Source organism: Actinomadura xylanilytica, assembly GCF_030283145.1.
Taxonomy (GTDB): domain Bacteria; phylum Actinomycetota; class Actinomycetes; order Streptosporangiales; family Streptosporangiaceae; genus Spirillospora; species Spirillospora xylanilytica.
In genome coordinates, this window is record NZ_JASNWE010000004.1 from 517,720 (window position 1) to 543,677 (window position 25,958).

Annotated in this window: 29 protein-coding genes; 9 read left to right on the forward strand and 20 right to left on the reverse strand. The window is 73.2% G+C overall.

All coding sequences use genetic code 11. The features are described 5' to 3' along the window. Positions 1 to 118: 118 nt before the first annotated feature. On the forward strand, positions 119 to 538 hold the full coding sequence (locus QP090_RS26190) for a TrbL/VirB6 family protein (RefSeq protein ID WP_285942060.1): 420 nt from the start codon (positions 119 to 121) through the stop codon (positions 536 to 538). 153 nt (positions 539 to 691) lie between these two features. On the opposite strand, the gene rdgB is transcribed toward QP090_RS26190, so the two are convergent. The 12 genes from rdgB to clpS form a co-directional block, all read right to left on the reverse strand. Beyond that, positions 692 to 1,339 (reverse strand): RdgB/HAM1 family non-canonical purine NTP pyrophosphatase, encoded by a 648-nt coding sequence (gene rdgB, locus QP090_RS26195; RefSeq protein ID WP_285942061.1) that lies wholly within the window; start codon positions 1,337 to 1,339, stop codon positions 692 to 694. Next, the gene (gene rph / locus QP090_RS26200; RefSeq protein WP_285942062.1) at positions 1,336 to 2,055 is read right to left on the reverse strand and encodes a ribonuclease PH; all 720 of its coding nucleotides are present in this window, start codon (positions 2,053 to 2,055) and stop codon (positions 1,336 to 1,338) included. The genes rdgB and rph overlap by 4 nt, the downstream gene beginning before the upstream one ends. A 23-nt stretch (positions 2,056 to 2,078) precedes the next feature. Further along, positions 2,079 to 2,828, reverse strand: a complete 750-nt coding sequence (locus tag QP090_RS26205; RefSeq protein ID WP_285942063.1) for an MBL fold metallo-hydrolase — start codon at positions 2,826 to 2,828, stop codon at positions 2,079 to 2,081. Between the two features lie 49 nt (positions 2,829 to 2,877). Further along, on the reverse strand, positions 2,878 to 3,690 hold the full coding sequence (gene murI, locus QP090_RS26210) for a glutamate racemase (RefSeq protein WP_285942064.1): 813 nt from the start codon (positions 3,688 to 3,690) through the stop codon (positions 2,878 to 2,880). Between the two features lie 136 nt (positions 3,691 to 3,826). After that, a complete protein-coding gene (locus tag QP090_RS26215; RefSeq protein ID WP_285942065.1) occupies positions 3,827 to 4,663 on the reverse strand; it encodes a thioesterase family protein in 837 nt (278 codons plus the stop codon). A gap of 303 nt (positions 4,664 to 4,966) precedes the next feature. Then, entirely contained in the window at positions 4,967 to 5,914 is a 948-nt protein-coding gene (locus tag QP090_RS26220; protein ID WP_285942796.1) for a PLP-dependent cysteine synthase family protein, read from the reverse strand. A gap of 11 nt (positions 5,915 to 5,925) precedes the next feature. Further along, positions 5,926 to 6,198, reverse strand: a complete 273-nt coding sequence (locus QP090_RS26225) for a MoaD/ThiS family protein (RefSeq protein ID WP_285942797.1) — start codon at positions 6,196 to 6,198, stop codon at positions 5,926 to 5,928. Between the two features lie 283 nt (positions 6,199 to 6,481). After that, positions 6,482 to 6,898, reverse strand: coding sequence for a M67 family metallopeptidase (locus tag QP090_RS26230; RefSeq protein ID WP_285942066.1), 417 nt, complete (start codon positions 6,896 to 6,898; stop codon positions 6,482 to 6,484). Positions 6,899 to 7,025: 127 nt separating this feature from the next. Further along, on the reverse strand, positions 7,026 to 8,033 hold the full coding sequence (locus QP090_RS26235; protein WP_285942067.1) for a sensor histidine kinase: 1,008 nt from the start codon (positions 8,031 to 8,033) through the stop codon (positions 7,026 to 7,028). Further along, the gene (locus QP090_RS26240) at positions 8,030 to 8,932 is read right to left on the reverse strand and encodes an MEDS domain-containing protein (RefSeq protein WP_285942068.1); all 903 of its coding nucleotides are present in this window, start codon (positions 8,930 to 8,932) and stop codon (positions 8,030 to 8,032) included. The genes QP090_RS26235 and QP090_RS26240 overlap by 4 nt, the downstream gene beginning before the upstream one ends. Before the next feature lie 183 nt (positions 8,933 to 9,115). Next, on the reverse strand, positions 9,116 to 9,652 hold the full coding sequence (locus tag QP090_RS26245; protein WP_285942069.1) for a DUF2017 domain-containing protein: 537 nt from the start codon (positions 9,650 to 9,652) through the stop codon (positions 9,116 to 9,118). A gap of 76 nt (positions 9,653 to 9,728) precedes the next feature. Beyond that, positions 9,729 to 10,025, reverse strand: a complete 297-nt coding sequence (gene clpS, locus QP090_RS26250) for an ATP-dependent Clp protease adapter ClpS (RefSeq protein ID WP_285942070.1) — start codon at positions 10,023 to 10,025, stop codon at positions 9,729 to 9,731. A gap of 147 nt (positions 10,026 to 10,172) precedes the next feature. Between clpS and QP090_RS26255 the strand changes: the two genes are divergently transcribed. From QP090_RS26255 to QP090_RS26265, 3 genes are all read left to right on the forward strand, one after another. After that, positions 10,173 to 11,525 (forward strand): nicotinate phosphoribosyltransferase, encoded by a 1,353-nt coding sequence (locus QP090_RS26255; protein WP_285942071.1) that lies wholly within the window; start codon positions 10,173 to 10,175, stop codon positions 11,523 to 11,525. A gap of 136 nt (positions 11,526 to 11,661) precedes the next feature. Next, positions 11,662 to 12,240: a nicotinamidase gene (locus QP090_RS26260; protein ID WP_285942072.1), complete on the forward strand. Its 579-nt coding sequence runs from the start codon at positions 11,662 to 11,664 to the stop codon at positions 12,238 to 12,240. A gap of 5 nt (positions 12,241 to 12,245) precedes the next feature. Continuing rightward, positions 12,246 to 12,791 carry a gluconokinase gene (locus tag QP090_RS26265; RefSeq protein WP_285942073.1) on the forward strand — a complete coding sequence of 182 codons (546 nt, stop codon included), beginning with the start codon at positions 12,246 to 12,248 and terminating at the stop codon, positions 12,789 to 12,791. Between the two features lie 29 nt (positions 12,792 to 12,820). Here the strand turns inward: QP090_RS26265 and QP090_RS26270 are convergent, their stop codons facing one another. The 4 genes from QP090_RS26270 to QP090_RS26285 form a co-directional block, all read right to left on the reverse strand. Then, positions 12,821 to 14,569, reverse strand: coding sequence for a DEAD/DEAH box helicase (locus tag QP090_RS26270; protein ID WP_285942798.1), 1,749 nt, complete (start codon positions 14,567 to 14,569; stop codon positions 12,821 to 12,823). A 36-nt stretch (positions 14,570 to 14,605) separates the two neighbouring features. Beyond that, the gene (locus QP090_RS26275) at positions 14,606 to 15,643 is read right to left on the reverse strand and encodes a zinc metalloprotease (protein WP_285942074.1); all 1,038 of its coding nucleotides are present in this window, start codon (positions 15,641 to 15,643) and stop codon (positions 14,606 to 14,608) included. A 165-nt stretch (positions 15,644 to 15,808) separates the two neighbouring features. Beyond that, complete coding sequence (locus QP090_RS26280) at positions 15,809 to 16,072, reverse strand: DUF3039 domain-containing protein (RefSeq protein ID WP_285942075.1); 264 nt, start codon at positions 16,070 to 16,072, stop codon at positions 15,809 to 15,811. 22 nt (positions 16,073 to 16,094) lie between these two features. Further along, positions 16,095 to 16,670: a YqgE/AlgH family protein gene (locus QP090_RS26285; protein ID WP_285942076.1), complete on the reverse strand. Its 576-nt coding sequence runs from the start codon at positions 16,668 to 16,670 to the stop codon at positions 16,095 to 16,097. A 170-nt stretch (positions 16,671 to 16,840) separates the two neighbouring features. Here QP090_RS26285 and QP090_RS26290 point away from each other — a divergent pair, with 170 nt between their 5' ends. After that, a complete protein-coding gene (locus tag QP090_RS26290) occupies positions 16,841 to 17,497 on the forward strand; it encodes a hypothetical protein (RefSeq protein WP_285942077.1) in 657 nt (218 codons plus the stop codon). A 57-nt stretch (positions 17,498 to 17,554) separates the two neighbouring features. Here the strand turns inward: QP090_RS26290 and QP090_RS26295 are convergent, their stop codons facing one another. From QP090_RS26295 to QP090_RS26305, 3 genes are all read right to left on the reverse strand, one after another. Continuing rightward, positions 17,555 to 18,958: an NAD-dependent malic enzyme gene (locus QP090_RS26295; protein WP_285942078.1), complete on the reverse strand. Its 1,404-nt coding sequence runs from the start codon at positions 18,956 to 18,958 to the stop codon at positions 17,555 to 17,557. A gap of 109 nt (positions 18,959 to 19,067) precedes the next feature. After that, positions 19,068 to 19,769, reverse strand: a complete 702-nt coding sequence (locus tag QP090_RS26300) for a cytidylate kinase-like family protein (protein ID WP_285942079.1) — start codon at positions 19,767 to 19,769, stop codon at positions 19,068 to 19,070. Positions 19,770 to 19,907: 138 nt separating this feature from the next. Then, positions 19,908 to 20,834 (reverse strand): tetratricopeptide repeat protein, encoded by a 927-nt coding sequence (locus QP090_RS26305; protein ID WP_285942080.1) that lies wholly within the window; start codon positions 20,832 to 20,834, stop codon positions 19,908 to 19,910. A gap of 516 nt (positions 20,835 to 21,350) precedes the next feature. On the opposite strand from QP090_RS26305, the gene QP090_RS26310 reads away from it, so the two are divergent. Next, positions 21,351 to 22,328: an ATP-binding cassette domain-containing protein gene (locus tag QP090_RS26310; RefSeq protein ID WP_285942799.1), complete on the forward strand. Its 978-nt coding sequence runs from the start codon at positions 21,351 to 21,353 to the stop codon at positions 22,326 to 22,328. Continuing rightward, positions 22,321 to 23,841 carry a hypothetical protein gene (locus tag QP090_RS26315; RefSeq protein ID WP_285942081.1) on the forward strand — a complete coding sequence of 507 codons (1,521 nt, stop codon included), beginning with the start codon at positions 22,321 to 22,323 and terminating at the stop codon, positions 23,839 to 23,841. The genes QP090_RS26310 and QP090_RS26315 overlap by 8 nt, the downstream gene beginning before the upstream one ends. A 75-nt stretch (positions 23,842 to 23,916) precedes the next feature. On the opposite strand, the gene QP090_RS26320 is transcribed toward QP090_RS26315, so the two are convergent. Then, a complete protein-coding gene (locus QP090_RS26320; protein WP_285942082.1) occupies positions 23,917 to 24,240 on the reverse strand; it encodes a DUF3817 domain-containing protein in 324 nt (107 codons plus the stop codon). Positions 24,241 to 24,342: 102 nt separating this feature from the next. On the opposite strand from QP090_RS26320, the gene QP090_RS26325 reads away from it, so the two are divergent. Both QP090_RS26325 and QP090_RS26330 read left to right on the forward strand, forming a co-directional pair. Beyond that, positions 24,343 to 25,140, forward strand: coding sequence for a DUF2127 domain-containing protein (locus QP090_RS26325; RefSeq protein ID WP_285942083.1), 798 nt, complete (start codon positions 24,343 to 24,345; stop codon positions 25,138 to 25,140). Positions 25,141 to 25,176: 36 nt separating this feature from the next. Next, positions 25,177 to 25,899, forward strand: a complete 723-nt coding sequence (locus QP090_RS26330) for a DUF4230 domain-containing protein (protein ID WP_285942084.1) — start codon at positions 25,177 to 25,179, stop codon at positions 25,897 to 25,899. The last annotated feature ends 59 nt before the right edge of the window (positions 25,900 to 25,958 follow it).

Consider the following 25,958-nt stretch of genomic DNA (forward strand, 5'->3'; position numbering starts at 1 on the left):
CGTCCTGGACGGAACGGCGGTCACCGACGGCACGGGCGCCGGCCTGGACGGCTTGCCGGTCGGCGTCGGCACCGGGTTCGACGGCTTGTGAGTCGGCGTCGGCACCGGGTTCGACGGCTTGTCAGTCGGCCTCGGCACCGGGTTCGACGGCTTGTCAGTCGGCCTCGGCACCGGGTTCGACGGCTTAGGCGCCCCCGAAGCCGTCGGCTTGGGCGCTGTCGAAGTCGTCGGCCTGGGCGCCGGCCTGGACGGCTTCGGGACGGCCGAGACCGAGGGCACCGGGCGGGCCGATGGCGTGCACGTAGGGCTGGGCGACGGCACTGGGGCCTTCGAGGGCACCGGGGCCTTCGACGGCACCGGTGCCTTCGTCACGGCGCCGCGCGCGGCCATCGGCTCGACCTTGGGCGAGGTGGCGGCCGAGGCGGACATCCAGATCCCGGCGGCCAGGACTCCGGTCCCGCCGACACCGGCCAGCGCCAGGACGAGTCCGCGGCGCGGGCGACCCTTGTCGATCATGTTGCTCCTCGGGGGGAGGTGAACGGTTCACCCTCTAAACCCCCCGCACCCGCCGCGGGGTTGTCATGCCGCCCGAAAACTTTCGCGGTGCCCGCCCGGAACCTCTCCGCGCCCCCGGCCCCGCTGCGGCGGGCGGCGGCGGTACGGCGGCCGGCGGCGGTACGGCGGCCGGGCGTCAGGTCAGGCCGGCGGCGGCGAGCGCGTCGGGCAGGATCTCGGCGAGCGCGCGGAAGGCCCGGCCGCGGTGGCTGATCGCGTCCTTCTCCTCGGGCGAGAGCTCGGCGGCGGTGCGGGTCTCGCCGTCCGGCAGGAAGACCGGGTCGTAGCCGAAGCCGCCCGAGCCGCGCGGCGCGGCGGTGATCCGGCCGTGCATCCGGCCCTCGACGCAGTGCTCGACACCGCCGGGGACCACCAGGGCCGCCGCGCAGACGAAGTGCGCGCCGCGTCCGCCCTCGGCGACGTCGGCGAGCTGGTCGAGGACCAGGTCGAGGTTGGCGCGGTCCTTGTCGCCGGTCGCGGCACCGAACCGGCCCGACCAGCGGGCCGACAGCACGCCGGGCATGCCGCTCAGCGCGTCCACGCAGAGCCCGGAGTCGTCGGCCACCGCGGGCAGCCCGGTGTGCAGGGCGATCATGCGGGCCTTGAGCAGCGCGTTGCCCTCGAAGGTCAGCTCGGTCTCGGGGACCTCGGGCGCCTTCGGGAAGTTCTCCAGCCCGGACACCTCGACGCCCCGGCCGGTCAGCGGCACGGGGCCCGCGGCCAGGATCCGGCACAACTCGGAGATCTTCCCCGCGTTCCGGGTGGCTAGCACGATCCTGGTCACCGGCCGAGCGCCTCCGTCTGGAGGCGGGTGAGCTCGGCGCAGCCGCCGGCGGCCAGGTCGAGCAGCGCGTCCAGCTCGGCGCGGTCGAACGGGGCGCCCTCGGCGGTGCCCTGCACCTCGACGAAGCGGCCGTCGCCGGTGCAGACCACGTTCATGTCGGTGTCGGCGGCGCCGTCCTCCTCGTAGCACAGGTCGAGGCGGGGCTGGCCGCCGACGACGCCGACGCTGACCGCGGCGACCGAGGTGAGGAAGGGGTCGCGCTTGACCAGGCCGCGCTCGCGCATCCAGCTCACCGCGTCGGCCAGCGCGACGTACGCGCCGGTGATCGCCGCGGTGCGGGTGCCGCCGTCGGCCTGGAGCACGTCGCAGTCGAGCTGGACGGTGTTCTCGCCGAGCGCCTTGAAGTCGACGCAGGCGCGGATGGACCGGCCGATCAGCCGGGAGATCTCGTGGGTGCGCCCGCCGATCCGCCCCTTGACCGCCTCGCGGTCGTTGCGGGTGTTGGTCGCGCGCGGCAGCATCGCGTACTCGGCGGTGACCCAGCCGAGCCCGCTCTCGCGCCGCCAGCGGGGCACCGAGTCCTGCACCGACGCGGCGCAGAGCACCCGGGTGCCGCCGAACTCGATCAGCACCGACCCCTCGGCGTGGTCGAGCCAGCCGCGCTGGATGCGGACGGGACGGAGCTGGTCGATCGCGCGATCATCGGGGCGTGCCATGGCATCCACCCTAATGCCCGCCCTCACAGGTCGTAGACGGTTCCCACCTCGGCGAGCTCGATCGGCCCCCCGAAGCCGCTGGCCTTGGCCTCGGCGAGGGTCTGCGCCGGGTCGTTCCACGGCAGCAGATGGGTGAGGACCAGGGTGCCGGCGCCGGCCCGCGCCGCGTGCTCGCCCGCCTCGCGCCCGGTCAGGTGCATGTCGGGCGGCAGGTCGTCGCGCTGCTCGAACCCCGCCTCGCACAGGAACAGGTCGCAGTCGCGGGCGAGCTCGACCAGGGCCTCGCAGACTCCGGTGTCGCCCGAGTAGGTCAGCACCTTGCCGCCGTGCTCGACCCGCAGCCCGTACGCCTCGACCGGGTGGTTGACCAGCGCGGTGGAGACGGTGAACGGGCCGATGCGGATCGGGCCGGGCTCCAGCGTGCGGAACTCGAAGGTGCTGGCCATCGCCGGGTTGGGTTCGAGCTGGTACGCCTTGATCATGTGCTCGGCGGTGCCGGACGGCCCGTACACCGGGATCCGCGGCGCGGGCCCGTCCGGGCAGTACGTCCGGGCTATCCAGTAGACGGTGAGGTCGAGGCAGTGGTCCGGATGCAGGTGCGAGAAGCAGATCGCGTCGATGTCGAGGACATCGTGGAACCGCTGTAACGACCCGACCGCGCCGTTGCCCATGTCGAGCAGCAGGGAGAACCCGTCCGCCTCGACCAGGTAGCTGGACGCCGGGCTGTCCGGTCCCGGGAAGCTGCCGGAGCAACCGATCACAGTGACCCGCACGCTCACTCCTCCTCTTGTGTCCCGGGGAATCAGGTGGTCAGAGCCTTGCTCAGGGTGTCAGGGCCTCGCTCAGGGCGGACTCCACCGAACCGATCTCAGGCCCCAGGAAGCGGCGCCCGAGCGCGGCGAACACGGCGGGGTCGCCGGTGGCGCGGAACCGGTGTTGCGGCGCGGGCAGGGGCTCCGCGCGGGAGAGCCCCTGATCCTGCAACACCCGGAACACGTCCTTGGCGGTCTCGTCGGCGCTCGAGACCAGTGTCACCCCGTCGCCGACGACATACGAGATGGCGCCGGTCAGCAACGGATAATGCGTGCATCCGAGGATGAGCGTGTCACAGCCGGCGTCGGTGATCGGGCGCAGGTAGCCGCGGGCGACCTCCAGCACCTCCTCGCCCACGGTCTGGCCGGCCTCGACGAAGTCGACCAGCCTCGGGCAGGCGGCGCTGGTCAGCTGGATGTGCGGGGCCGCGGCGAACGCGTCCTCGTAGGCCCGGCTGTTCACCGTGGCCGCGGTGGCGATCAGCCCGATCCGGCCGTTGGCGGTGGCCCGGGCGGCCCGCCGGGTGGCCGGGTTGATCACTTCCACGACCGGGACGTCGTAGCGCTCGCGGGCGTCCCGCAGCATCGCCGAGCTGGCGCTGTTGCAGGCGATCACCAGCATCTTCACACCCTCGTCGACCAGCGCGTCGAGCATCTCCAGAGCGAACGCGCGGACCTGCGCGATCGGGCGCGGTCCGTAGGGCTGGCGGGCCGAGTCGCCGAGGTAGACGATCGACTCGTCGGGCAACTGGTCGAGGATCGCGCGGGCCACGGTGAGTCCGCCGAAACCGCTGTCGAAGATCCCGATAGGCGCGTTTGACATGGTGCTCAAGGCTAGGCGACTAATCCCGGCGGCAGCGCGTCATGCGTCGTACATCACACGGTCACATACCGGAAATCGAACCTCACCTGACCTTGCGGTCAGACCCCGATGACCGAACCCGCCCGAACAGTGCCGTTCAGGCCGGGCCGCCGCGTCCGAGGCGGGCGAGCTGGCGGCTCTGCGCGACCAGGGTCCCGGACGAGTCCCAGATCTCCACGCCCTCGTCGAACCAGCCGCCGGAGACCAGCCGCCCGCCGCCGTGCACGGCCAGCCAGCCGGGCGCCGGGACGGCGCGCATGTGCCAGGTCAGCTCGACCGTCGGGGCCCAGCCGCGGGCGCCCATGCTGAGCACGACCGGGGGCAGCGCGTCGACGGCGAGCGCCAGCGCGAACCCGTCGGGCTCGTGCGGGTCGCGGAGCCGGAACCAGGCCCGGATCTCCGGGCGCCCGCTCGGGTTCCCGTCCAGCCAGCCCATCGTGGCCGGGTCGAACCGCATGTCGACCTGCCCGGCGAACCCCGCCTCGTCCCCGGCCGGCTCGGTGCCGGAGCAGGCGTCGATCGGGGGCAGCGCCGGCTCGGGCGGCTCGCCGGTCCAGTCGGCGGCGGCGGCCCTGTCGAGAGTGCCGGTGGTGACCAGCGCGTCCACAACCGGCCGCCCGCCCTGGACGAGCGTGACGCGAGAGGTGGCGACGGTGCGGCCGGTCTTGCGCGGCTCGACGTGCACCTCGGCGGGCCCGGGCTCGGCGACGCGCAGGAAACTCGTCGCGGTCGACAGCGGATGCTCGTGCGGCGAGGCGTCGACGGCGGCGCGGTCCAGCACGGCCATCAGGTAGCCGCCGTTGATCGCCTCGGCGAACCCGAACGCGGGGTCGAGGCTCGCCGCGTACCGGCGCGGCGTCCCGTCGTCGTCCCGGCCGGGGGCCCCGGCCCCTCCCAGCCGCGTCACCGCGGTGGCGTCGCCGAACCTGCTCATCCGCACTCTCCCGGTCGCCCGCGCGGCGCCGGACGACGGCCTCGGCGGCACGCTTCTAGAACAACGTTCGGGAAAGCACCCTACCCCCGGCCCGCCGCCCCTGCTCCCCCACCCTGGGAGCCTGCCCCGGCGCCGCACGCCGGACCGGGGGCCTCAGCCGTCGCGCGAGCGCGTTACCTGCCCGGTGAGGGGATGCCGGAGGCGAGCCTCACCGGGCGGATCGCGAAGCGATGTCGCGCTCGTCCAAGCCAGGTCGGCGTCCGAGCCGCCAGGCGAGGACGCCGGGCCGGGCTGAAACACAGCTCAGGCCCAGAGCTGGCCCTCCAGGCGCGCCTCGGCCTGCTCCAGGGTCCCCGAGTAGGCGCCGGTGGACAGGTACTTCCAGCCGCCGTCGGCCACGACGAACGCGATGTCGGCCCGCTCGCCCGCCTGGACGGCCTTGCGGGCCATGCCGAGCGCCGCGTGCAGCGCGCCGCCGGTGGAGATGCCCGCGAAGATGCCCTCCTGCTCCAGCAGCTCGCGGGTGCGGCGCAGCGCGTCGGCCGACCCGACCGAGAACCGGGTGGTCAGCACCGAGTCGTCGTACAGCTCGGGGATGAAGCCCTCGTCGATGTTGCGCAGCCCGTACACCAGCTCGCCGTACCGCGGCTCGGCCGCGACGATCTTGACGTCCGGCACCTGCTCGCGCAGGTAGCGGCCGACGCCCATCAGGGTGCCGGTGGTGCCGAGACCGGCCACGAAGTGCGTCACGGTCGGCAGGTCGGCGAGGATCTCCGGGCCGGTCGTCTCGTAGTGCGCGCGCGCGTTGGCCTCGTTGCCGTACTGGTAGAGCATCACCCAGTCGGGGTTCTCGGCGGCCAGCCCCTTGGCCACCCGCACCGCCTCGTTGGAGCCGCCCGCGGCCGGGGAGGGGATGATCCGCGCCCCCCACATCTCCAGTAGCTGGCGGCGTTCGGCGGAGGTGTTTTCGGGCATCACGCAGACCATCTCGTAGCCGCGCAGCTTGGCGACCATGGCCAGCGAGATGCCGGTGTTGCCGGAGGTCGGCTCGAGGATCGTGCAGCCGGGGCTGAGCAGCCCCTCCTTCTCGGCCTTCTCGATCATGTAGAAGGCGGGCCGGTCCTTCACCGAACCGGTGGGGTTGTGGTCTTCCAGCTTGGCCCACAGCCGCACGCCGCCACCGGGGGACAGCCTGGGCAGTCCCACCAGCGGCGTGCGGCCGAGCGAGTCGAGCAGCGAGTCGAAGCGCATGTCGGAGCCGGTCACCCTCCGGCGACGGCCGGCAGGATGGTGACGCTGTCACCGTCGGAGACCGGGGTCTCCAGGGCGCTCAGGAAGCGGACGTCCTCGTCGTTCAGGTAGACGTTGACGAACCTGCGCAGCCCCTTGTCGTCCACCAGCCGGCCGCGCAGGCCGGGGTGCCGGACGTCCAGGTCCGAGATGAGCTCGTCGAGCGTGCCGCCCTTGCCCTCGACGGCCTTGGCGCCGTCGGTGAGGTTACGCAGGATCGTCGGGATCCGGACCTCGATCGCCATCGCGAAGATCTCCTTCAGGTCGTACGGGCTCCCCGCCCACGGCATCACAACAGGGCGGGGCGCGGGGGAATTCCAGCCGTGGTCAGCGCGTCAGCGACAGTCGTAGACGACCTCGGCGCGCGAATGCCCGAACAGGAAGCTCTGCACGGGCGAGAAGGCTCGCGTGAGGCGGTCCGGACGCGGCCGAACGCCGGCCGGGATACCGCATCGGGCACCCGTCCGCAGCTCGTTCGTCCACATGACCATCAGTTTACCGGCCGGAACCGCGCCGTCCCCCGGCGGCTCAGCCGTAGGACTCGACGATCTTGACCTCTTCCTCGGTCACCGCGCCGTCCACGATCCGGTACGAGCGGAACTCCGCCTCGCCCTCCTCGCGGGTCGACACCAGCACGTAGTGCGCGTTGGGCTCGGCCGCGTAGGAGACGTCGGTCCGGGACGGGTAGGCCTCGGTCGCGGTGTGCGAGTGGTAGATCACCACCGGCTCCTCGTCGCGGTCGTCCATCCCCCGCCACACCTTGAGCTGCTCGAGCGAGTCGAACCGGTAGAACGTCGGGGACCGCTCGGCGTTGGCCATCGCGATGTACCGGACGGGCCGGTCGGATCCGATCGGCCCCGCGATCACGCCACACGCCTCATCGGGATGATCGGCGCGCGCATGCGCGACGATCCGGTCGACGAGTTCTCGCTCGATCGTCAGCATGCCCGCAGATTACCGCCCCCGCGGGACGCCCGATCCCCCCGGTCAGCGCCGCGCACGCGCCCATGGCCGCGTCCGCGCGCCCCGCCGCGCCTGGAGGGTGACCGCCCGGCCGCCGGCGGGCGGGCGGTCAGCCGTCGTCGCCCAGCCGCTGGTGCAGGCGGATGCTGGAGCCGCCCGCGCCCGAGCGGATCTCGACGATGTGGCACAGCCGCCGGACCGCCCACATGGCGCCGTCGCCGCTCCGGTCGCTGCGCGGCGGGGCGTAGCCGAGGAAGCGGTCCTCCAGCTCGCCCTTGGGGTCGTCGACGTCGCAGACCAGCTCGCCGTCCTCGGCCCACACCCACAGGACGCCCTCGCCGCCCCCGTGGCGGATGACGTGGGTGGCGACCTCGTTGGCCGCGAGCACGAACGGGAGCGTCCGGTCGCGCGCCAGCCCGTGCCGGGCCGCCTCGACCATCAGAAACGACCGCAGGCCGGGCAGCTCGCCGCCGGCGAAGCCCCGGCGGGCCGCGGTGTCGGGGGGACGCGGCAGCGGCCGGCCGTTGCACTCGGCGTAGAAGGCGGCCGGGTCGGTGAAGCTCCCGCTCTGCCGGACGCCGTCGCCGTCGACCAGCTCGGGATGGGTGCGCGCGGCGTCGAACAGCACGTGGCCGGGCAGCGCCGTGGCGTCGTAGGCGCACATCAGCGCCGTCGGGGTGCCCGCGAAGACCACGTTGAGGACGGCCTCGTGCCGCTTCCACTCGCAGGTCTCCAGCGGCGTGCGGCCCGTCCAGACCGGCTCGGCGAGCAGGCGCAGCCGGCCCCGCGGCCACCAGTCGCCGCGGGCCCGGTCGTGGTAGGACGCCAGGGCCTGCATCGGGCCGCGGAACCACTCCGCCCGGTCGATGAACTCGATCCGGGCCGCGTCGGCGGCGCCGAGCTGCTCGCGCAGCAGGCAGCGGGCCGCGGCCGAGGCGATCACCACCAGGACGTCGCCCGCCAGCCGCCCGTCCCGCAGGAACGGGACCGCGGCGGCGGCGAAGTCGCGGTCGGACCGGTAGAGCAGGGCCTGGTGCGTCAGGCCGCCGCGATCGGTCGCCGCCCGCGCCGGGTCCGCTGGCGCGGCCGGTATGCCCGTTCCCGTAAAGGCGTTCACCGGTGGGCCCCCTCCAGGTAGACGCCGGGCGCCGAGTCCCAGCCGGCGATCTTCATCATCAGCTCCAGGAAGGCGGGCACGCCCCGCAGGATCACCTGCCGCTCCAGGCCGGCGCCCTGCCCGCCCGCGCCGATCAGGGCCCGCAGCCCCTCCAGGTCGCAGAACTCCAGCCCGGACAGGTCGAGGCAGTAGTGCCCGGCGCGGGTCGCCTCGGCGCGCAGCACGTCCAGCAGGCCCGGCAGCGTGGACTCGTCGACCGCGCCGGTCAGCCGCAGGCCGGGCGGGCCGAAGATGGGCGTGATGGTCAGCACCCCGTCGGCGTAGAGGTCGTCGGGCCGGACCCGCCCGTCATGGCACGCCTCCAGGATCCTGAGCTGCTCTGGGCCGAACCAGCGCCGGTCGTACTGGCAGAGCGCCATCGCGCGGCTGCCCGGCGCCTGGAACGCCCGCTGGCAGCTCTGCTCGAACTCGGCGAACCGGTCGGTGCCGGGCCAGCCGCGCACCGAGAACGAGGCCTCGCCGGCGAACCGCACCCCGGCGTAGTCCTGGAGCAGGGCGACCTCCATCTCGGTGCCGAGCAGCGCCACGGTGTCGTCGGGGTCGAACCGGCCGGACGCCATGAACGCCTCCGCGATGGGCCGGATGACCAGGTGCCCGGCCTCCGCGCCGGCCCTCAGCTCGGGCCCGTCCCGGCCCGCCGCCCCGGCCAGCCGGTCGAGCACCGCCTCGGAGCTCTCCCCGTCGGCCAGGTAGACGACCTTGTGACCGGCGCGGAGGCCGTCCCGGACGTAGGCGGTGAGGACGGCGTGCCGCTCCTCCTCGCTGTCGTAGGTGAGGCAGAGATGGTGGCCGAACCTCATCTCGCCGACGGGGGTCAGCGCGATCCGTTCAGGTGTCACCCGGCACCCTCTTCCACTGATAGGCAGGCCCGCCGGGGGGACGGGGCCACGGCTACCTCTGGAGAGAACTCTCTCGCCCGCCAAAATAGCAATACACACCGCTACTTCGTCCGAACATCGAGTAACGATCGGACGATTCGGCGATCAGCCGTCCGGACGCGGCCGGGCGCCCCGCGCCTCGCGCTACCAGACGGCGCGGACCATGCTCTCCTGGAGCATCGTGAGCCAGTCGTAGGCCGCGAACATCGCCGTCCGGGGGTCGTGCGGGTCGAGCCGGCCGGCCTCCTCGTACCACTCCTCGCTGATGTCCAGCCGGGTGCCGAGCGCCAGCCGCACGTCGTTCAGCGCCCGCAGCCACGCCTGCGCCTCGTCCTTGTCGAGGACCGTGTCGACGCCCGAGTCGTGCGCGTCCCCGATGGTGCGCAGCACCGTGCTCGCCGCCTCGCGCTTGCCGTCGCGCAGCCCCATCTCGGTGTAGCGGCGGAACTCGCCCGCCGCCTCGCCGTCCTCGCGGTAGGCGTCGGGGAACAGCCGCGCCAGCACCGGGTCGTCCGGCTTGACCGCGTGCTCGGCGATGCCCATCGAGGCCAGCTCGTCGTCGGCGTCCGGCGCGTCGCCGAGCAGCGTGACGAGCTGCCGCATCAGCGCGTGCACGAGCGCCGCCTCCTCGGCCTCCAGCCGCAGGACGACGCCCTTCCTGTTCTTCTTCACCGTGCTCATCGGCTCGCTCCAGCTCCCCGTCCGCCCGTCCGCCCGTTCACCGGTCCACCCGTTCGCCGGCCTACCGTTCGCCGGCTCAGTCGTCCCGCTTCACGGTGGCCCACAGCCCATAGGAGTGGAGGATCTCCACGTCGCGCTCCATCTCCTCGCGGGTGCCGCTGGCCACGACGGCCCGGCCCTTGTGGTGCACGTCCATCATCAGCTTCTCGGCCTTGGACTTGGAGTAGCCGAAGACGGCCTGGAAGACGTAGGTGACATAGGACATCAGGTTGATCGGGTCGTTCCAGACGATCGCCAGCCACGGCAGGTCCGGGCGCTGCTCCTCCTTGGCGTCCGGCCGTTCCAGCTCGACCGGCGCGGGTGCTGTGCTCACGGGCTCACTCCGCTCCTCGGACCGGCCACCCTGCTCACGGCCGCGTTCATATCGCCGTTTCGCCCCCTCTTCCCGTCAGGTCGGTCCGCCCATAGCGTCCGATGCTATGCGCCCAGCGCGCCCCGGGGTGTGATGGCCTGCACGTCAATGGTGCACGCACGGGGTCGTAGGGTTCCAGATGTGGACCTTGGTGACGGCACGGCGCTGCTGACCGACCAGTACGAGCTGACGATGCTCCAGGCCGCGCTGCGCAGCGGCACGGCCGACCGGCGCGCGGTGTTCGAGGTGTTCGCCCGGCAGCTCCCCGCCGGGCGGCGCTACGGCGTGGTCGCGGGCACCGGGCGGCTGCTGGACGCGATCGAGGCGTTCACCTTCGGCGCGGCGGAGCTGGACTTCCTGACCGGACGCGGGATCGTGGACGAGCCGACCGCGCGATGGCTGGAGAAGTACCGCTTCTCCGGGAACGTCTGGGGATACGGCGAGGGCGACTGCTATTTCCCGGACTCGCCGATCTTGGTGGTGGAGGGCACGTTCGCCGAGGCGGTCCTGCTGGAGACCCTCGCCCTGTCGATCCTCAACCACGACAGCGCCATCGCCTCGGCCGCGTCCCGGATGGTGCAGGCGGCCAACGACCGGCCGCTGATCGAGATGGGGTCCCGGCGCACCCACGAGCGGTCCGCCGTCGCCGCCGCCCGCGCCGCCTACATCGCCGGGTTCACCACCACGTCCAACCTGGAGGCGGGCCGCCGCCACGGCGTGCCGACCGCCGGGACGAGCGCGCACTCGTTCACGCTGCTGCACGACAGCGAGCGGCACGCGTTCGAGGCCCAGCTCGCCTCGCTCGGCGACGGCACCACGCTGCTGATCGACACCTACGACGTCGAACGGGCCGTGCGGACGGCGGTCGAGCTGGCCGGTCCGGCGCTCGGCGCGGTCCGGATCGACAGCGGCGACCTCGGCGTGATGGCGCGGCGGGTCCGCGCGCAGCTCGACTCGCTCGGCGCGCACGACACCCGGATCGTGGTCACCGGCGACCTCGACGAGTACGGGATCGCCGCCCTCGGCGCGGCCCCGGTGAACGGGTACGGCGTCGGCACCTCGCTGGTCACCGGGTCGGGCGCGCCCACCGCGTCGCTGGTCTACAAGCTCGTCGCCCGCGCGGACGGCCCCGAGCCGGGCGCGCCGATGCGCCCGGTGGCCAAGCGCTCGGTGGGCAAGCCCAGCCGGGGCGGCCGCAAGTCGGCGGTGCGGCGCGTCGACGCGCGCGGCACGGCGTACGCCGAGGTCGTGAGCACCGGCGAGCCGGCCCCGGGGCCGCGCGACCGGTCGCTGCACGTCCCGCTCGTGCGCGATGGCGTGGTGGTCGGACGGGAGGGCCTGGAGGCCGCCCGCGACCGCCTTGTGAAGGCGCTGCGCGAGCTGCCGCCGACCGCCATGCAGCTCTCCCGCGGCGAACCGGCCGTCCCCACGGAGTTCATCGACGGCGGCCCGCGCCGCTGAGCGGGCCTAAGAGGAGCCGGGCCGCAGCGGCAGCGGCGGGGCGGCCGGCGGCACCGGCGGAGTGTCCCAGGTGGCGGCTGGGGTAGCGTCCCGTTATGTCCGGGGGACATCCGGGGCGACCGGCTCAAGGAGCATCATGGGCAAGGCTCTGATCATCGTGGACGTGCAGAACGACTTCTGCGAGGGCGGCGCGCTCGGCGTGCCCGGCGGCGCCGCCGTGGCCACCGCCATCTCCGAGTACGTGGCCGCGCACCGCGGCGAGTACGCGCACGTCGTGGCCTCCCGCGACTTCCACCTCGACCCCGGCGCGCACTTCTCCGGAACGCCCGACTTCACCGACACCTGGCCCCCGCACTGCGTGATCGGCACCCCGGGCGCCGACTTCCACCCCAACCTGGCGCTGGCCCCCATCGAGGCGGTGTTCAGCAAGGGCAGGGACACCGCCGCCTACAGCGGCTTCGAGGGGGTCTCCGACGACGAGGTGCCGCTGGGCGAGTGGCTCGGCGTCCGCGGCGTCGACACCGTGGACGTGGTGGGCATCGCGACCGACCACTGCGTCCGCGCCACCGCTGTCGACGCCGTCCGCGCCGGGCTGGCCACCCGGGTGCTGCTCGACCTCACCGCGGGCGTGGCCGAGCCCACGGTCGAGCGGGCCCTGGACGAGCTGCGGAGCGAGGGCGTCACGCTCAGCGGCGCCCCCGTCCAGGGGTCCTGACCGCCATGGGCGCTCCCCCGGGATCCCCTGCCCCGCCGCCCTCGGTCCTGCTGGTCATGGGCGTGTCCGGCAGCGGCAAGACGACCGTCGGACGGCTGCTCGCCGAGCGGCTCGGCTGGGAATACGCCGAGGCCGACGCGTTCCACCCCGCGGCCAACATCGCCAAGATGGCCGCCGGCACGCCGCTCACCGACGCCGACCGGGACCCCTGGCTCGACGCGATCGCCGCCTGGATCGACGGCCGGCTCGGCGCCGGGCGTCCGGGCGTGGTCACCTGCTCGGCGCTCAAGCGCGCCTACCGCGACCGGCTGACCGGCGGCCGTCCCGGCGTCCGCGCGGTCCACCTCGACGGCGACCGCGACGTGATCGCCGCGCGGATGCGGGACCGCACCGGGCACTTCTTCAAGCCCGGCCTGCTCGACAGCCAGTTCGGCGACCTGGAGCCGCCCGCCCCGGACGAGGGCGTCCTGAGCGTCCCGATCACCGGCACCCCGGAGCAGATCACCGGGCGCGTCCTCACCGCCCTGCCGCTCGGCACGACCGGAGGCTGATCCAGCCCCGGCCCCGGGTGCCGGGCGGGTCAGCTTCGGCGTTTGGTCGCCCATTCGCGGATCTTCGCGATCCGCTTGCTGATGTCGTCGGAGCTGGCCTGCGCGATGGCCGGGCCGCCGCAGGACCGGCGCAGGTCGTTGTGGATGACGCCGTGCGGCTGGCCGGTGCGGTGGTTCCAGGCGCCGACCAGGCCCTGAAGCTCCTTGCGCAGGACGGCCAGGTCCTCGGCGGTGGTGCGGTCGACCCGGGGGTCGCCGGTCTTGCGTCGGCGCTCGTTGGCGAGCTGCTCGGCCTGCCGCTTGCGGAGCAGCGCGCCCACCTGCTCGGGCTCCAGCAGCCCGGGGATGCCGAGGTACTCCTCCTCCTCGGCCGAGCCCGGCTCGGCGTGCATGCCGAACTCGCCGCCGTCGTACAGCACCCGGTCGAACGTGGCGGACGCCTCGACCGTCTCGAACGCCAGCTCCTCGCCCGCGACGTCGTCGGGGCCGTCGTTCTGCCGGTTGGCCTCGGCGAGCAGGTCGTCGTCGAGCCCATCCTCGCGGACCGGGCGATCGAGCACGTGGTCGCGCTCGATCTCCATCTCGGCGGCGTGGCCCATCAGCGTCGGCACCGACGGCAGGAACACCGACGCGGTCTCGCCGCGCCGCCGGGCCCGGACGAAACGCCCGATGGCCTGCGCGAAGAACAGCGGCGTGCTGGTCGAGGTGGCGTACACCCCGACCGCGAGCCGCGGGATGTCGACCCCCTCGGACACCATCCGGACCGCCACCATCCAGCGGTCCTCGCCCTCGCCGAACTGCTTGATCTTCTTGGACGCGGTGGGATCGTCCGACAGCACGATGGTGGCGCCCTGCCCGCTGACCGCGCGCAGCTTCTTGGCGTAGGCGCGGGCCGCCTCGTGGTCGGTCGCGATGACCAGCCCGGCGGCGTCCGGGATGGCGCGGCGCAGCTCGGTGAGCCGCCGATCGGCGGCGGCCAGCACCTGGGTCATCCAGTCGCCCTTGGGATCGAGCGCGGCCCGCCACGCCTGCGACATCTGGTCCTGGGTGAGCGGCTCGCCGAGGGTCGCGGTGATCTCGTCGCCGGCCCGGGTGCGCCAGCGCATCTCGCCCGCGTACGCCAGGAAGATCACCGGCCGGACCACGCCGTCGGCCAGCGCCGGGCCGTACCCGTAGGTGTAGTCGGCGCGGCTGCGCCGGACCCCGTCGGGGCCCTCCTCGTACTGGACGAACGGGATCGGGTTGATGTCGGTGCGGAACGGCGTGCCCGACAGCGACAGCCGCCGCGCGGCGGGCTCGAACGCCTCGCGCACCGCGTCGCCCCACGACAGCCCGTCGCCGGCGTGGTGCACCTCGTCGAAGATGATCAGCGTCTTCCGGGCCTCGGTGCGGTTGCGGTGCAGCGCGGGCCGCGCGGCGACGGTGGCGTAGGTCACCGCGATGCCGTGGAAGTCCTTGCCGACCGAGCCCTGCGCGTTCTGGAACTCAGGGTCGATCTTGATGCCGACGCGCGCCGCCGACTCGGCCCACTGCCGCTTGAGGTGCTCGGTGGGGCAGATGATCGTCACCGCCACGATGATGCGGCGCTCCAGCAGCTCGCGGGCCAGCCGCAGCGCGAACGTCGTCTTGCCCGCGCCGGGCGTCGCGACGGTCAGGAAGTCACGCGGACCGGGTTGCCTCCCGTCCGTTCCGAAGTAGGCCCGCAGCGCCTGTTCCTGCCAGGCGCGCAGGGACTGGGCGGTCCCCCACGCGGCCCGCTCGGGGAAGGCTGGGGGCATGCTCGATGCGGCGAAGGTGCTCACGGTCATTGAAGGCTACCGAGCCCCACCGACACTTCGAGCCGCGGCGTTCCCCCCGGCCCCGGATCCGGACCGGTGCCGGGACCCCCGATAGGCCGCCCAAGCTGCGCGGATCCGCCGTCCCTGCCCGGCGGTGAACTCGTGCATGCACGCGTCCCAGCCGTAATTCATGAAATTGCGCACAGGGTCCCTGCCCGGCTGCGGGCAGGTGTCCTTGGACTTCGGGCACCCCTCGGCGGGCACCGCCTCGTAGGGAGTGTCGGCGACGCCGTCGCCGGGCGCGTCGCAGCCGTTCTCGAAGGTGTGGAACAGCCCCAGCCAGTGCCCGATCTCGTGCACCGCCGTGTAGCCGCGGTCGAAGTGGGCGTACGAGCCGCCCGGCACGCTGCGGTGGTCGATCACGACGCCGTCCAGCGCGCGCTTCTTGCGGTACCACTGCGGGAACGTGGAGTACCCGAGGCCGTCGGCGCTGAACTGCGCACTGTAGAGGTTGAGCGTGCCCGCGCCACCCCTGTGCAGGGCCGTCTTCATCTCCCGCTCGGAACGCTGCGGCTGCCGGAACCAGCGCGCGTTGGAGGTGACGTCGTAGGCGGCCAGCCGGAACGAGACGCCGGTGTTGACCCCGCCCTTGCGGCCACCGTACGCCGCGTTGAGCGTGGCGACCTGCTTCTGCGCGGACGAACGGCTCAGCCGCCCCGTCCGCCCGTCGGCGACGACGTGGAAGCGCACCGGGACGCTGATACGGGCGGCCCGCATGCGCGAGGCGTCGTCGACCGCGGTCTCGTCCTCGGTGCCGTACAGCCCGCCCAGCGTCTGCCGCAGGTCCGCGAGCATGCCGTTCACCTGCTCGCGCCCCAGGTCGTGCCGGTCTCGGGCGCCCGGCCCGGACGCCTGGCGGAGCCGCGCGTCGCCGGCCTCGCCTCCCGTGCACGGACCGGCCTCCGCCGCGCGCGTCCCGGCCCCGTCCCGCAGCGCCGTCGTCCCGCCTTGCGCCGCCGCCTTGCTCAGGCCCGCCGGCTCCGGCCCGCGGGCGCTACCCGCGGCCACCGACATCGCACACAGTGTGACCGACAGTGCGCATAGCGAAACCCCGATACCCCGCCCCATGTCTCCCCCGTATCAGAACGTCATGATCCCGCGGCCGATCGTTCCCCGCCGACCGCGGGATCATCGCACAGCGCGCCTACGGGCGCGGTGCTATCGGCGCGTCGCGCGCCGTCACTCGTCGCCCTTGCCGCCGCCCGCCTTCATGGTCTCGTAGATCTCCTTGCACTCCGGGCAGACGGGGTATTTCTTGGGATCCCGATTCGGCACCCAGACCTTGCCGCACAGCGCGATCACCGGCGATCCGGTCACCGCGCTCTCGGTGATCTTCTGCTTCTTCACATAGTGGGCGAACCGCTCATGGTCGCCGTCACCGTGCGACAGGTCCGGCCGCGTATCGCGCTCGGTGTCGCTCTCGGGAAGGATCTTCGTGCTCACTTGGCCTCCTCAGGCCATCACCTTAGTTCAGCGTCGGGTCCTCCGGAAAAGTGGAGACGAACGCCAGGTCGCCGTCCTGCCGGCGAAGCACCTCCTGCCACAGCCGGTCGGGGTCCCCCGCGAAGACGTCGCCGGCCTCGGCGGGCACCAGGTACCAGGCGCCCTCCTCGACCTCCGAGCGGAGCTGCCCGGACGACCAGCCCGCGTAACCGGCGAACACGCGGAACTGGAGCAGTTCGGGGGCCAGCAGCCCCGGCGGCGCGTCCAGGTCGACCAGGCCGACCCTGGACACCTCGGAGCCGCCGTCCAGCGCCCGCCAGCCGAGCGGCTCGTCCTCGCCCGGCAGCCGCGCCAGCGCGAGCGCGTTGTCGAGCGCCACCGGACCGCCCTGGAAGACCACCGAGGGACCGGTCACCAGTTCCGCCCATGGCGGGAGCACCCGGTCGACGGGAACCTCGGTCGGCCGATTGAGGACAACCCCCAGAGTTCCCCCGTCCCTGTCGTGCTCCACCACGAGGACGACACTGCGCTTGAAGTTGGGATCGTCCAGCTGGGGGGTCGCGACCAGCAGGAGCCCCACCCTGATGCCGTCTTCCATGGTCTCCATCATGCTTTGCCGGGACACCGGGCGGCACACTCCCCCAGTCGTTAGCCTGTTACGCAGACCTAACGCCAGGGGTATCGGCACAGCACGGTCCAGGGTTAAGAATGATCTAGAATCATCGGCCGCCCGCCCGGTCCCGTCCGGCGGGCCGGGGAGGACGCGCGATGCAGTTGCCCAGGGTCGTCATCGCAGCCGTGTTCTTCATCATCGGGGCACTGATCGCCGTCCCCGCACTGATGAAGGCGACGTCGTCGCAATCGAGGGCGTCCGGCGCCCCCGCATCGACCTCCGCCTCACCGAGCCCCTCCGGCTCCGGCTCCTCCGCGAGCCCGTCGCCGACCGCGGACAAGAGCAAGACTCCGCCGGCCAAGCCCGTCAAGCTGCTCAGCGCCACGATCGCCGCGGTCGACTGCCCGGCCCGCACGGTCTCGGTGTCGGTGCACAACACCGGATCCCGGACCGAGGACTACGGCATCCACCGCGACGACGGCTCGGCGGACGTGGCCGGCCGGATCAGCCCCGGCGCGACCCGGACCACCACGATCAAGCTCCGCGAGGACCGCCGCACCCAGGTCGGGGTCACCTGGAAGAACGAGAAGATCACCACCAAGACGCGCACCGCCGACTGCAAGAAGGCCGGTGCGGCGCCGGAGAAGACGCCGCCGACCAGGCTGCCGCACACCGGCGCCGACAGCTCGGTGCTGTGGGCGCGGGGCGCGACCGGCGCCGCCGCGATGGTCACCGGCCTGATCATCTTCTGGTACGGCGGCATCTGGCCCCGCCGCCGCGAGCAGGTCTTCGGCAAGAAGAACGGCGCCTGACACCGGGCGGCCGGTCGCCCCGGGGGCATCGCCACTGGAGCGGCCGGTCCGTGAACGTCACGCCTCGGTGCGGGGACGGCCTCCGGCGGCCTCGCGCACGGCGCCCGCGACACGGGGGCTCACGTCCGCGTGGAAGACGCTCGGCACGATGTAGTTGGGGCCGAGCTCGCCCGGGGTGACCACCTCGGCGAGCGCCTTGGCCGCCGCCGCCAGCATCTCCTGGGTGACCACGCCCGCCTGGGCGTCCAGCAGGCCGCGGAAGACGCCGGGGAAGGCCAGCACGTTGTTGATCTGGTTGGGGTAGTCGCTGCGCCCGGTGGCGACCACCGCGGCGTGCTCGCGGGCCTCGTCCGGCGACACCTCGGGCTCGGGGTTGGCCAGCGCGAACACGATCGCGTCCTCGTTCATGGTCGCGATGTCGTCGCCGTTCAGGATGCCGGGGGCCGACACCCCGATGAAGACGTCGGCGTCCTTGACCGCGCCGCGCAGGTCGCCCGCGTAGCCGGCGGCGTTGGTGTGGTCGGCGATCCAGCGGAGCGAGTCGTCGAGGTCGTCGCGGCCCTTGTGCACCGCGCCCAGGTAGTCGCACACCACCAGGTTCCGGGCGCCCGCGTGCATCAGCAGCTTGAGGATCGCGCTGCCCGCCGCGCCCGCGCCGGCCATCGTGATCCGGACGTCTCCGATCCGCTTGCCGACGACGCGCAGCGCGTTGGTCAGCGCGGCCAGCACGCAGATCGCGGTGCCGTGCTGGTCGTCGTGGAAGACCGGGATGTCGAGCAGCTCGCGCAGCCGGGCCTCGACCTCGAAGCAGCGCGGCGCGGAGATGTCCTCCAGGTTGATGCCACCGAACGCGGGGGCGATGATCTGCACCGTCCGGACGATCTCGTCGGTGTCCTGGGTGTCGAGGCAGATCGGCCAGGCGTCGATCCCGGCGAACCGCTTGAACAGCGCCGCCTTGCCCTCCATCACCGGGAGCGCGGCCTCCGGGCCGATGTTGCCGAGGCCGAGCACCGCCGAGCCGTCGGTGACGACCGCGACGCTGTTGCGCTTGATGGTCAGCCGGCGGACGTCCTCGGGGTTGCGGGCGATGGCCAGCGAGACCCGGGCGACGCCGGGCGTGTAGGCCATCGACAGCTCGTCGCGGGTGCGCAGCGGCACCTTCGACTGCATCTCGATCTTGCCGCCGAGGTGCATCAGGAAGGTCCGGTCGCTGACCTTGTGGATGCTGATGTCGTCGATCTGCTCCAGCGCGCCGGCGATCGCCTCGGCGTGCTCGGTGTCGCGGGTGGCGATCGTCACGTCGATGCGCAGCGTCTCGTGGCCGGCGGTGTTGACGTCGAGCGCGGTGACGATGCCGCCCGCGTTCTCGACGACGTGGGTGATCTGGCTGACGGCCTTGCCGCCGGCCGGGACCTCCAGCCGGACGGTGATGGAGTACGACACGCTTGGCACGCTCGCCACGACACTGCTCCCTCTGCTACCGGGTACGTCATTGTCCCGCGCCGCATCGTCCCACGCGGGACGGTGCGTCCGGAGGCCGTCGCCCGCCGAGCGGTTGGGCGCCGCGAGCTCAGACCGCCCGCGCCGCGGCGACGATGAGGTCGACGGCGGCGGACTCGGGCAGCCTCGTGGTGTCGATCACCAGGTGGTAGAGCCGCGGATCGGCGGGGTCGGCCCCGTAAAAATGCTTCACGTAGGCCGCACGGGCGCGGTCATCGTCGTCGAGCATACGCTCACCGGCACGCTGGGACGTCCCGCCGACCGCGTGCGCACCCGCCGGCTCCGTCCCGGCGGCGGCCGGTCCCGCGGCGGACGCGCCGCTGCGGGCCTCGTCCGCCACCCGGGCGAGACGTGCCTCACGATCGCCGTCGAGCCGCACGTGCAGGGCGCCCGCGCGTCCGGCCAGCACCACCGCGGCGGCCCGGCCGAGGATCACGCCGCCGTCGCCGTCCGCCACCCGGCGCAGGACCTGCTCGGTGCGCCCGACGAACTCCTCGTCGGGGATCACGCTCCGGTCGGGCAGGTAGACCTCGATGCCGGCCGTCGGGATGCTCGGCAGCCGGGCCGCGCCCGCCAGGACGCGCCCGATGCCGGTCTCGGCCTGGCCGTCGTGCGCGCGGGCTTCGGCCGGCGTGCAGCCGATCTCGGCGGCGACGGCCTCGGGGATCGCGCGGTCCACCAACGGCAGGCCGAGCCGCGCGGCGACGGCGCTCGCGACGGCGGGCCCGCCCGAGCCGAACGTCGCGGAGACCGTCACGACGCGTGCGCCCATCCCCCTTTCATGCCCGCTCCCCCGGAGTCCCATGCTCCGCCGGGGCAGGCCGGGGACGGTCCGGAGCAGCGGACGTGACGAGCGGGACGAGCGGGGTTCCCGGGACGGGCGGGACGCGTGTGCGCGTGCTCCAGCGGTCTAGAAGAGGGCCGCCTGGAGGGACCGGCGGGCCTTGCCGACCCGGGGGTCGTCCGGCGGCATGATCTCGAACAGCGACAGCAGGTGCCGGCGCGCGGTGTCGCGGTCGTCGCCGGCGGCGCGTCGCACGACGCCGATCAGCCGCGCGAACGCGTCCTCGATCCGGCCGGAGACCATCTCGACGTCGGCGGCCTCGACCTGGGTGCGGACGTCCGCGCCCGGGCTCCCGGCGCTCTGGAGCACCTGCTCGGCGTCGAGCCCCTGCACGCGGAGGCTCAGCTCGACGAGCGCCAGCCCGCGCTGGGCCTCGTCGTCGTGGGGGTTCTTCGCCAGGATCCGCTGGAACGCGGCCTTGGCCCCGTCGAGGTCGCCGTCCTGGAGCGCCGTCTCGGCCTCCTGGTAGATCGACTCGGCGGCGGGCGGCTCGGCGTCGTCCGGCGCGGGCTCGGCGGCGGGGGCGTCCGGGAGGATGCCCTCCTTGCGGAGCGCCTCGAAGAGCTGGTCGATCGCCTGCCGCACCTGGGGCTCGGGGGCCGCGCCGTTGAGGAACGGCAGGAGCTGCCCGCCGACGACGGCCGCCACGAACGGGATGCCGCGCACGCCCATCTGCTGCATGTAGGCGCCGAGCTGCGGGTTGGCGTCGATGTCGACCTTGGCCAGGACCCAGGTGCCGGCCGCCTCGTTGGCCAGCTTCTCCAGGATCGGCCCGAGCTGCTTGCAGGGCCCGCACCACTCGGCCCAGAAGTCCACCAGCACGGGGACGGTCTGCGACCGTTCGACCACGTCGGTGTTGAAGGTGTCGTCCGTGACGTCCATGACGTACGGCCCGCCGGCCGCGGACGCGGGCGCCGCGCCCCCCTGGGCCGCGCGTTCCTGCTGCTTCTTGGCAGCCGCCTGGAGCGCCCCCAGATCAACGGCCCCGTGCAACGAAAAGTCCCGAGAAGGCATGGGTCCATCCTGCCCCATGACCACCCCTCATCGTGCGCCCGTCCGCTCCCAGCGGAGCGCACGGCCTCGTGGGAGACGCCCCCGCCGGGCCGGCCGATGGGTCGCCCGCCCCGCTTTGGTGCGCCTTTCCCGCACTTCGGCGGTCCCGGAATGAACGTCGCGAAGCCACTGTCCGGACAGAGCGGACAAATTTGCCAGGCTTCATGAATTCGTACCTTCGCTCGGAAGGCAAAGAATCCCGACGCCCCGCTGTAACAGGAGAAAGACTGCTGACAGCGATCACCAAGCGTGGTTATAGTCACGATGTCGATGCATGGTGCGACGGCAAAAGAGGCCCGGTGCCGGGACCCGTTTCACGGGCCCGGCCAGACCGGTTGGGCACCGTGTGGCGGGGGGAAAGCCACCGGGGCACCTCAGGGGCCCGTCGCGATCGCATGACACAACAACGGGGGGAAACAAGTGATCGCGGAGCGTTCCGCGATCGTGGCCCGGGGAATGGGTGTCCGCCGCGGGGGGCGGTGGCTCCTTCGCCCGGTGGCTTTCGGCATCACCGAGGGCGTGGTCGGCTTGGCCGGTCCACCTGGTGTCGGTAAATCCACTCTGCTGGCCACGTTCGCGACCTTGCGCCGGCCTCACGCCGGCGCGCTGGAGATTCTCGGGTACAACACCGGGAACGCGTCCGACCTGCGCGCGGCGCGGGCTCGGATCGGATATCTGCCGGGCAGGTTCTCCTGGGCGGAGAACATGACGGCGGCCGAGTTCGTCGCCTACGCGGCGTACTACAAACGCACGCGGGCGTCCGCCGTGCGGTCGATTTTGAAACGGCTCGACCTTGTCGAGGCCGCGGGCATCGAGCTCGCGCTGCTCCCGCCGGACGCCCGGCTGCGGGCCGGGCTCGCCGCGACCTGCGTCCACGAACCCGACCTGGTGCTGCTCGACGACCCGCTCAGCGAGCTGTGCGGCCCGCCCGAGCCGGACGCGTCCGCGGGCGCCCGGGGGGACGCGGCGGCGATGGCCGAGCTGATCCCGCTGATCCGCTCGCTGGCCCCGACGGTGGTGGTCACGGCGAGCACCACCGACACGCTGACCGGGTGGTCCGACCGCCTGCTCACGCTCGCCCGGGGCAGGCTGACCGAACTCCCGACGCAGCCGATCGCGCCAAGGCCCGTCCGGGCCGCCCGGGCCGCCCGGACGGTCCCGGCCGCCCCGCCGCGGCCGAAGTCCGGGGCCCCGCCGGAGATCCCGGCCCCGGCCCGGCCGGACCAGCAGGGCCTCGGCCGGCCGGGACCGGGACCGGGAGGCCAGGGCGCCGAGCATCCGGGGCCGGAACGCCAAGGACCAGAACGCCAGGGGCCGGGCCGGCGGGGGCCGGCGCGGCCCCTGCCCGGCCGGGCGTCGCTGGCCCGGCTCCCCGCGCAGTTCCCCCGGCTCCGAGCACGGCGGCTCGCCGCCGGGAACGGCGCCGGTGTCTGAGCTGGGACGGGTGTCCGAGCTGGGGCGGGTGCTCCGGCTCGACGCCCGACGCACGGCACTGCTCGTCGCGGTGCCGCTGCTGGCCGGGATCGGGACCGTCACCGCGTGGCTGGCCCTGACGCCCGGCATCTCCTACTGGGACGCGTCCATCGCCGCGCTGGTCGACTCGGTGCGAACACTCGGGCCGGTGGCCGCGGGGCTCGCCGCCTGGACGGCGGTGCGCGAGCGCCGTCTCGACTACCTGCGCGACCTCACGGCGCGCTCCCCCGCCACCGGCGTCCTGCTCGACCTGCTGCTGCTGTCCCTCGCCGCCCTGCTGGCCTACGCCGCTGCCGCGTCCGTGATCGTGGCGCTGACGATGCTGCCGCCTGAGGCGGGGCACCCGCATCCGCTGGGCCTGCTCGCGGGCGGGGCGGCGCTCGTCCTGCACGTGGTGGCCGGCTACCTGGCCGGACGGATCGTCCCGCACCGGGCCACCCCCGCGGTGGTGCTGGCCGCGACCGGGGCGTGGGCGCTGCTGCGGGTGCCGGGCGCGTCCTGGTGGAGCCTGCTGCCCCCGGCGGCGCTCGGCCACGTTGACCTGTTCACCGTCCTACGCACGCGCGTCCAGGCCGATCAGACGCTGCTCGCCGCCGGGCTGTCGGCCGCACTGATCCTCACGTACGTGTCCTGGGTCACCCGCAGGGCGGTGCTGATCGTCCCGCTGGCGCTGGCGCTGACGGTGGCCGCCATGACCACGGTGCGGTTGCAGCTCACCCAGGGGCAGAGCGCGGCGCCCGACGCGATCGCCCCCGTATGCAGCGCCTGGCCGCTGACGATCTGCGTGCATCCGGCGCTGCGCGAGGCGCTGCCGACGCTCATGACGGCGACGACCCCGCTGGCCGCGCGGCTGAGCCAGACACCGGGCCGGATCACCCGGGTGGAGCAGCGGCCCGGTTCTAAGCCCGTCCCGGTGGCGAACGGCGTGGCGGTCATCCATCTCGGCGACGAGCTGACCTCCGGCTTCGCGGTACGGGCCGTGCGGCAGATCCGCGACGGGCTGGTCAGCGCGGGCGCCTGCGCGGCCCCGCCGCGGCCCGGAGCCGCCGACTACCGGGCGCTCATCGACGCCTGGCTGCTGGGCGAGGGGTCGCCGGTCATCTCCGACGTGCGGGCGACCCGGCGGTTCGGGTCCTGGACCGAGCAGCGGCGGCGCGGCTGGCTGCGCGACCACTTCACCGACTACCGGAACTGCGCGCTCGGAGCGCGCGACTTCCGCCCGCTGATGGCCCCGGTCACTCCGCGGCCGGCGAAACCACGCGTGCTGACCCCGCGTGCCATCCCGCCGCGTCCGATGCCGTCGCGGCCGAAGCCGCGCACCACGCGCCCGCTGCCGGGCCGCGCACCGAAACCGGACAAGCACGGACCGGGCGTACATGAACCAGGCGTACGCACACCGGCCGTACGCGGACCGGACGTGCACGACCCGCGCGCTGCGGCGATCGGCGCGCACGGGAACGGGAACGGATCCTGAAACGGATCCTCTGCATGGCCACGACAGGACCCCCCAGGCCAGCCGCGGCCATGCAGAAGTTCGAGTGGACGGCGCTCAGGCCGCCCGGTTCTCCGCCGGCTCGACGACCGACCGTTCGGCGGGCTTGGCCCAGTAGTGCTCCACCAGGAAGGGCGCGACGGGGAGCACCGAGGCGATGAGGGCGACCACCGTGCGCTTGATGTCCCAGCGGAGCTGCTCACGGGCCACGAACACCATGCCGACGTACGCGAGGAACAGGATCCCGTGGATGGGCCCCATCACCTGGACTCCCAGCGGCGCGTCACCCGCGTACTTCAGCGGCATGGCGACGAGGAGCAGCACCAGGAATGAGGTCGCCTCGGCGATCGAGACGATCCGGAACGCACGCACAATGTCCACGACCGGTCAACGCCCGGCACCCACCTGGGGTTTCCGTCCTGGCTATGGCCCTGCTCACACCTGCGCCGAAGGGCGGAGAGGACCGGCCTCTACCCTGACGAGGTGGACTGGAGCCTGCTGACATGCGCGCGCAAGGGGCACATCACCTACGCACCGGACGAGCCGCCGCTGCGCCGGCACCTGCACGTCCAGACGCCCGTGGGCGAGGCGTGGCGATGCCTGCGCTGCGGCACGTACGTGCACGGCGAGCCGCACGAGACGGGCCCGGCCGAGCGGGCGCCCCTGGTGAAGCGGGGCAAGGAGCTGCGCGACGCGTTCATCATGCGGTTCTTCGCGTTCGAGCGCGCGGTCCGCGGCCTGATCATCCTGCTGGCCGCGTACGGGGTGTGGCGGTTCGCCGCGAGCCGCGGCTCGATCGAGCGGATCTTCGAGAAGGAGATCCCGCTGCTCCGGCCCATCGCCGGCCAGGCCGGCTGGGACCTGGACCACTCCAAGATCGTGGAGTCGGTGCAGCACGTCTTCGACCTGCGCCCGGCCACGCTGCGCTGGCTGGCCCTCGCGCTGGCCGTGTACGCGCTGGTGGAGCTGATCGAGGCGGTCGGGCTGTGGCTGCTCAAGCGCTGGGGCGAGTACTTCGCGGTGGTCGCCACCTCGTTCGGGCTGCCGGTGGAGATCTACGAGCTGTCCGAGCGGATCACCGCGGTGCGGATCGGCGCACTGATCATCAATGTCGGCCTGATCCTCTACATCGTCCTCACCAAACGGCTGTTCGGGGTACGGGGCGGCCGGGCGGCGCACGAGGCGCACCTGCGGAGCGGGTCGCTGCTGGAAATCGAGCAGGCCGGGCACGACACCGACCTGCGGCGGCCCGACGGCGTGCGGACCGACACCGCCCAGTGAGGTGATCCGGCGGCTTTGCCGGGAATGCACCTGTGCATGGCATCCGAGCGATCGAAGGACGAGGCGGCCCCCGCCGCCCCCGCCGCCGCCCCCGCCGCTCCGGCGGCCCCCGCCGGTTCCGGCCGGCGCGGCGTGCGCGCGTCCCTGCTGCTGATCGTGATCACCGTCGCGGTGGTGCTGGTCGCGCTCCAGGCGCTGCGCGCCCTGCCCAAGTGGATCAACCCGTTCGCCGAAGAGACCAAGGACCGCAGCGGCCCGGTGCTGCTCCAGTCCATCCGCGACCTGCACCGCTACGAGGCCGCCAGCGGCAACTTCCAGGTCATCGTGGACCTGGAGAAGGACGCCAGGTTCCTGCCGAGCTCGCTGCGCGGCTCGCGCACCCTGTTCGTCGGGCACGGCTCCGTCGACGCCTACGTGGACTTCGCCAAGCTGGCCAACGGCGCGATCACGGTGAACGCCGACCGCACCGCGGCGACGGTCCGGCTGCCGCGCGCCCAGCTCGAACCGACCACCCTGGACGCCGAGAACAGCCACGTCTACGCGACCGAGCGCGGCCTGCTGAACCGCTTCGGCGACTTCTTCAGCGGCAACCCCAACGACCAGCGGCAGCTCTACGTGCTGGCCGGTCAGAAGATCCAGACGGCCGCGGCGGACGGCGGCCTGCGCGAACGCGCGGACGCCAACACCAAGGTCATGCTGGAGGGCATGCTCAAGGCGCTCGGCTTCAAGACCGTCACCGTCGAGCCCGCCGCGCAGTGAGCGGCGGCGGGCCCCATGCCCGGACGCCCGGACCGGGCGGACCTGCCAGACCTGCCGGA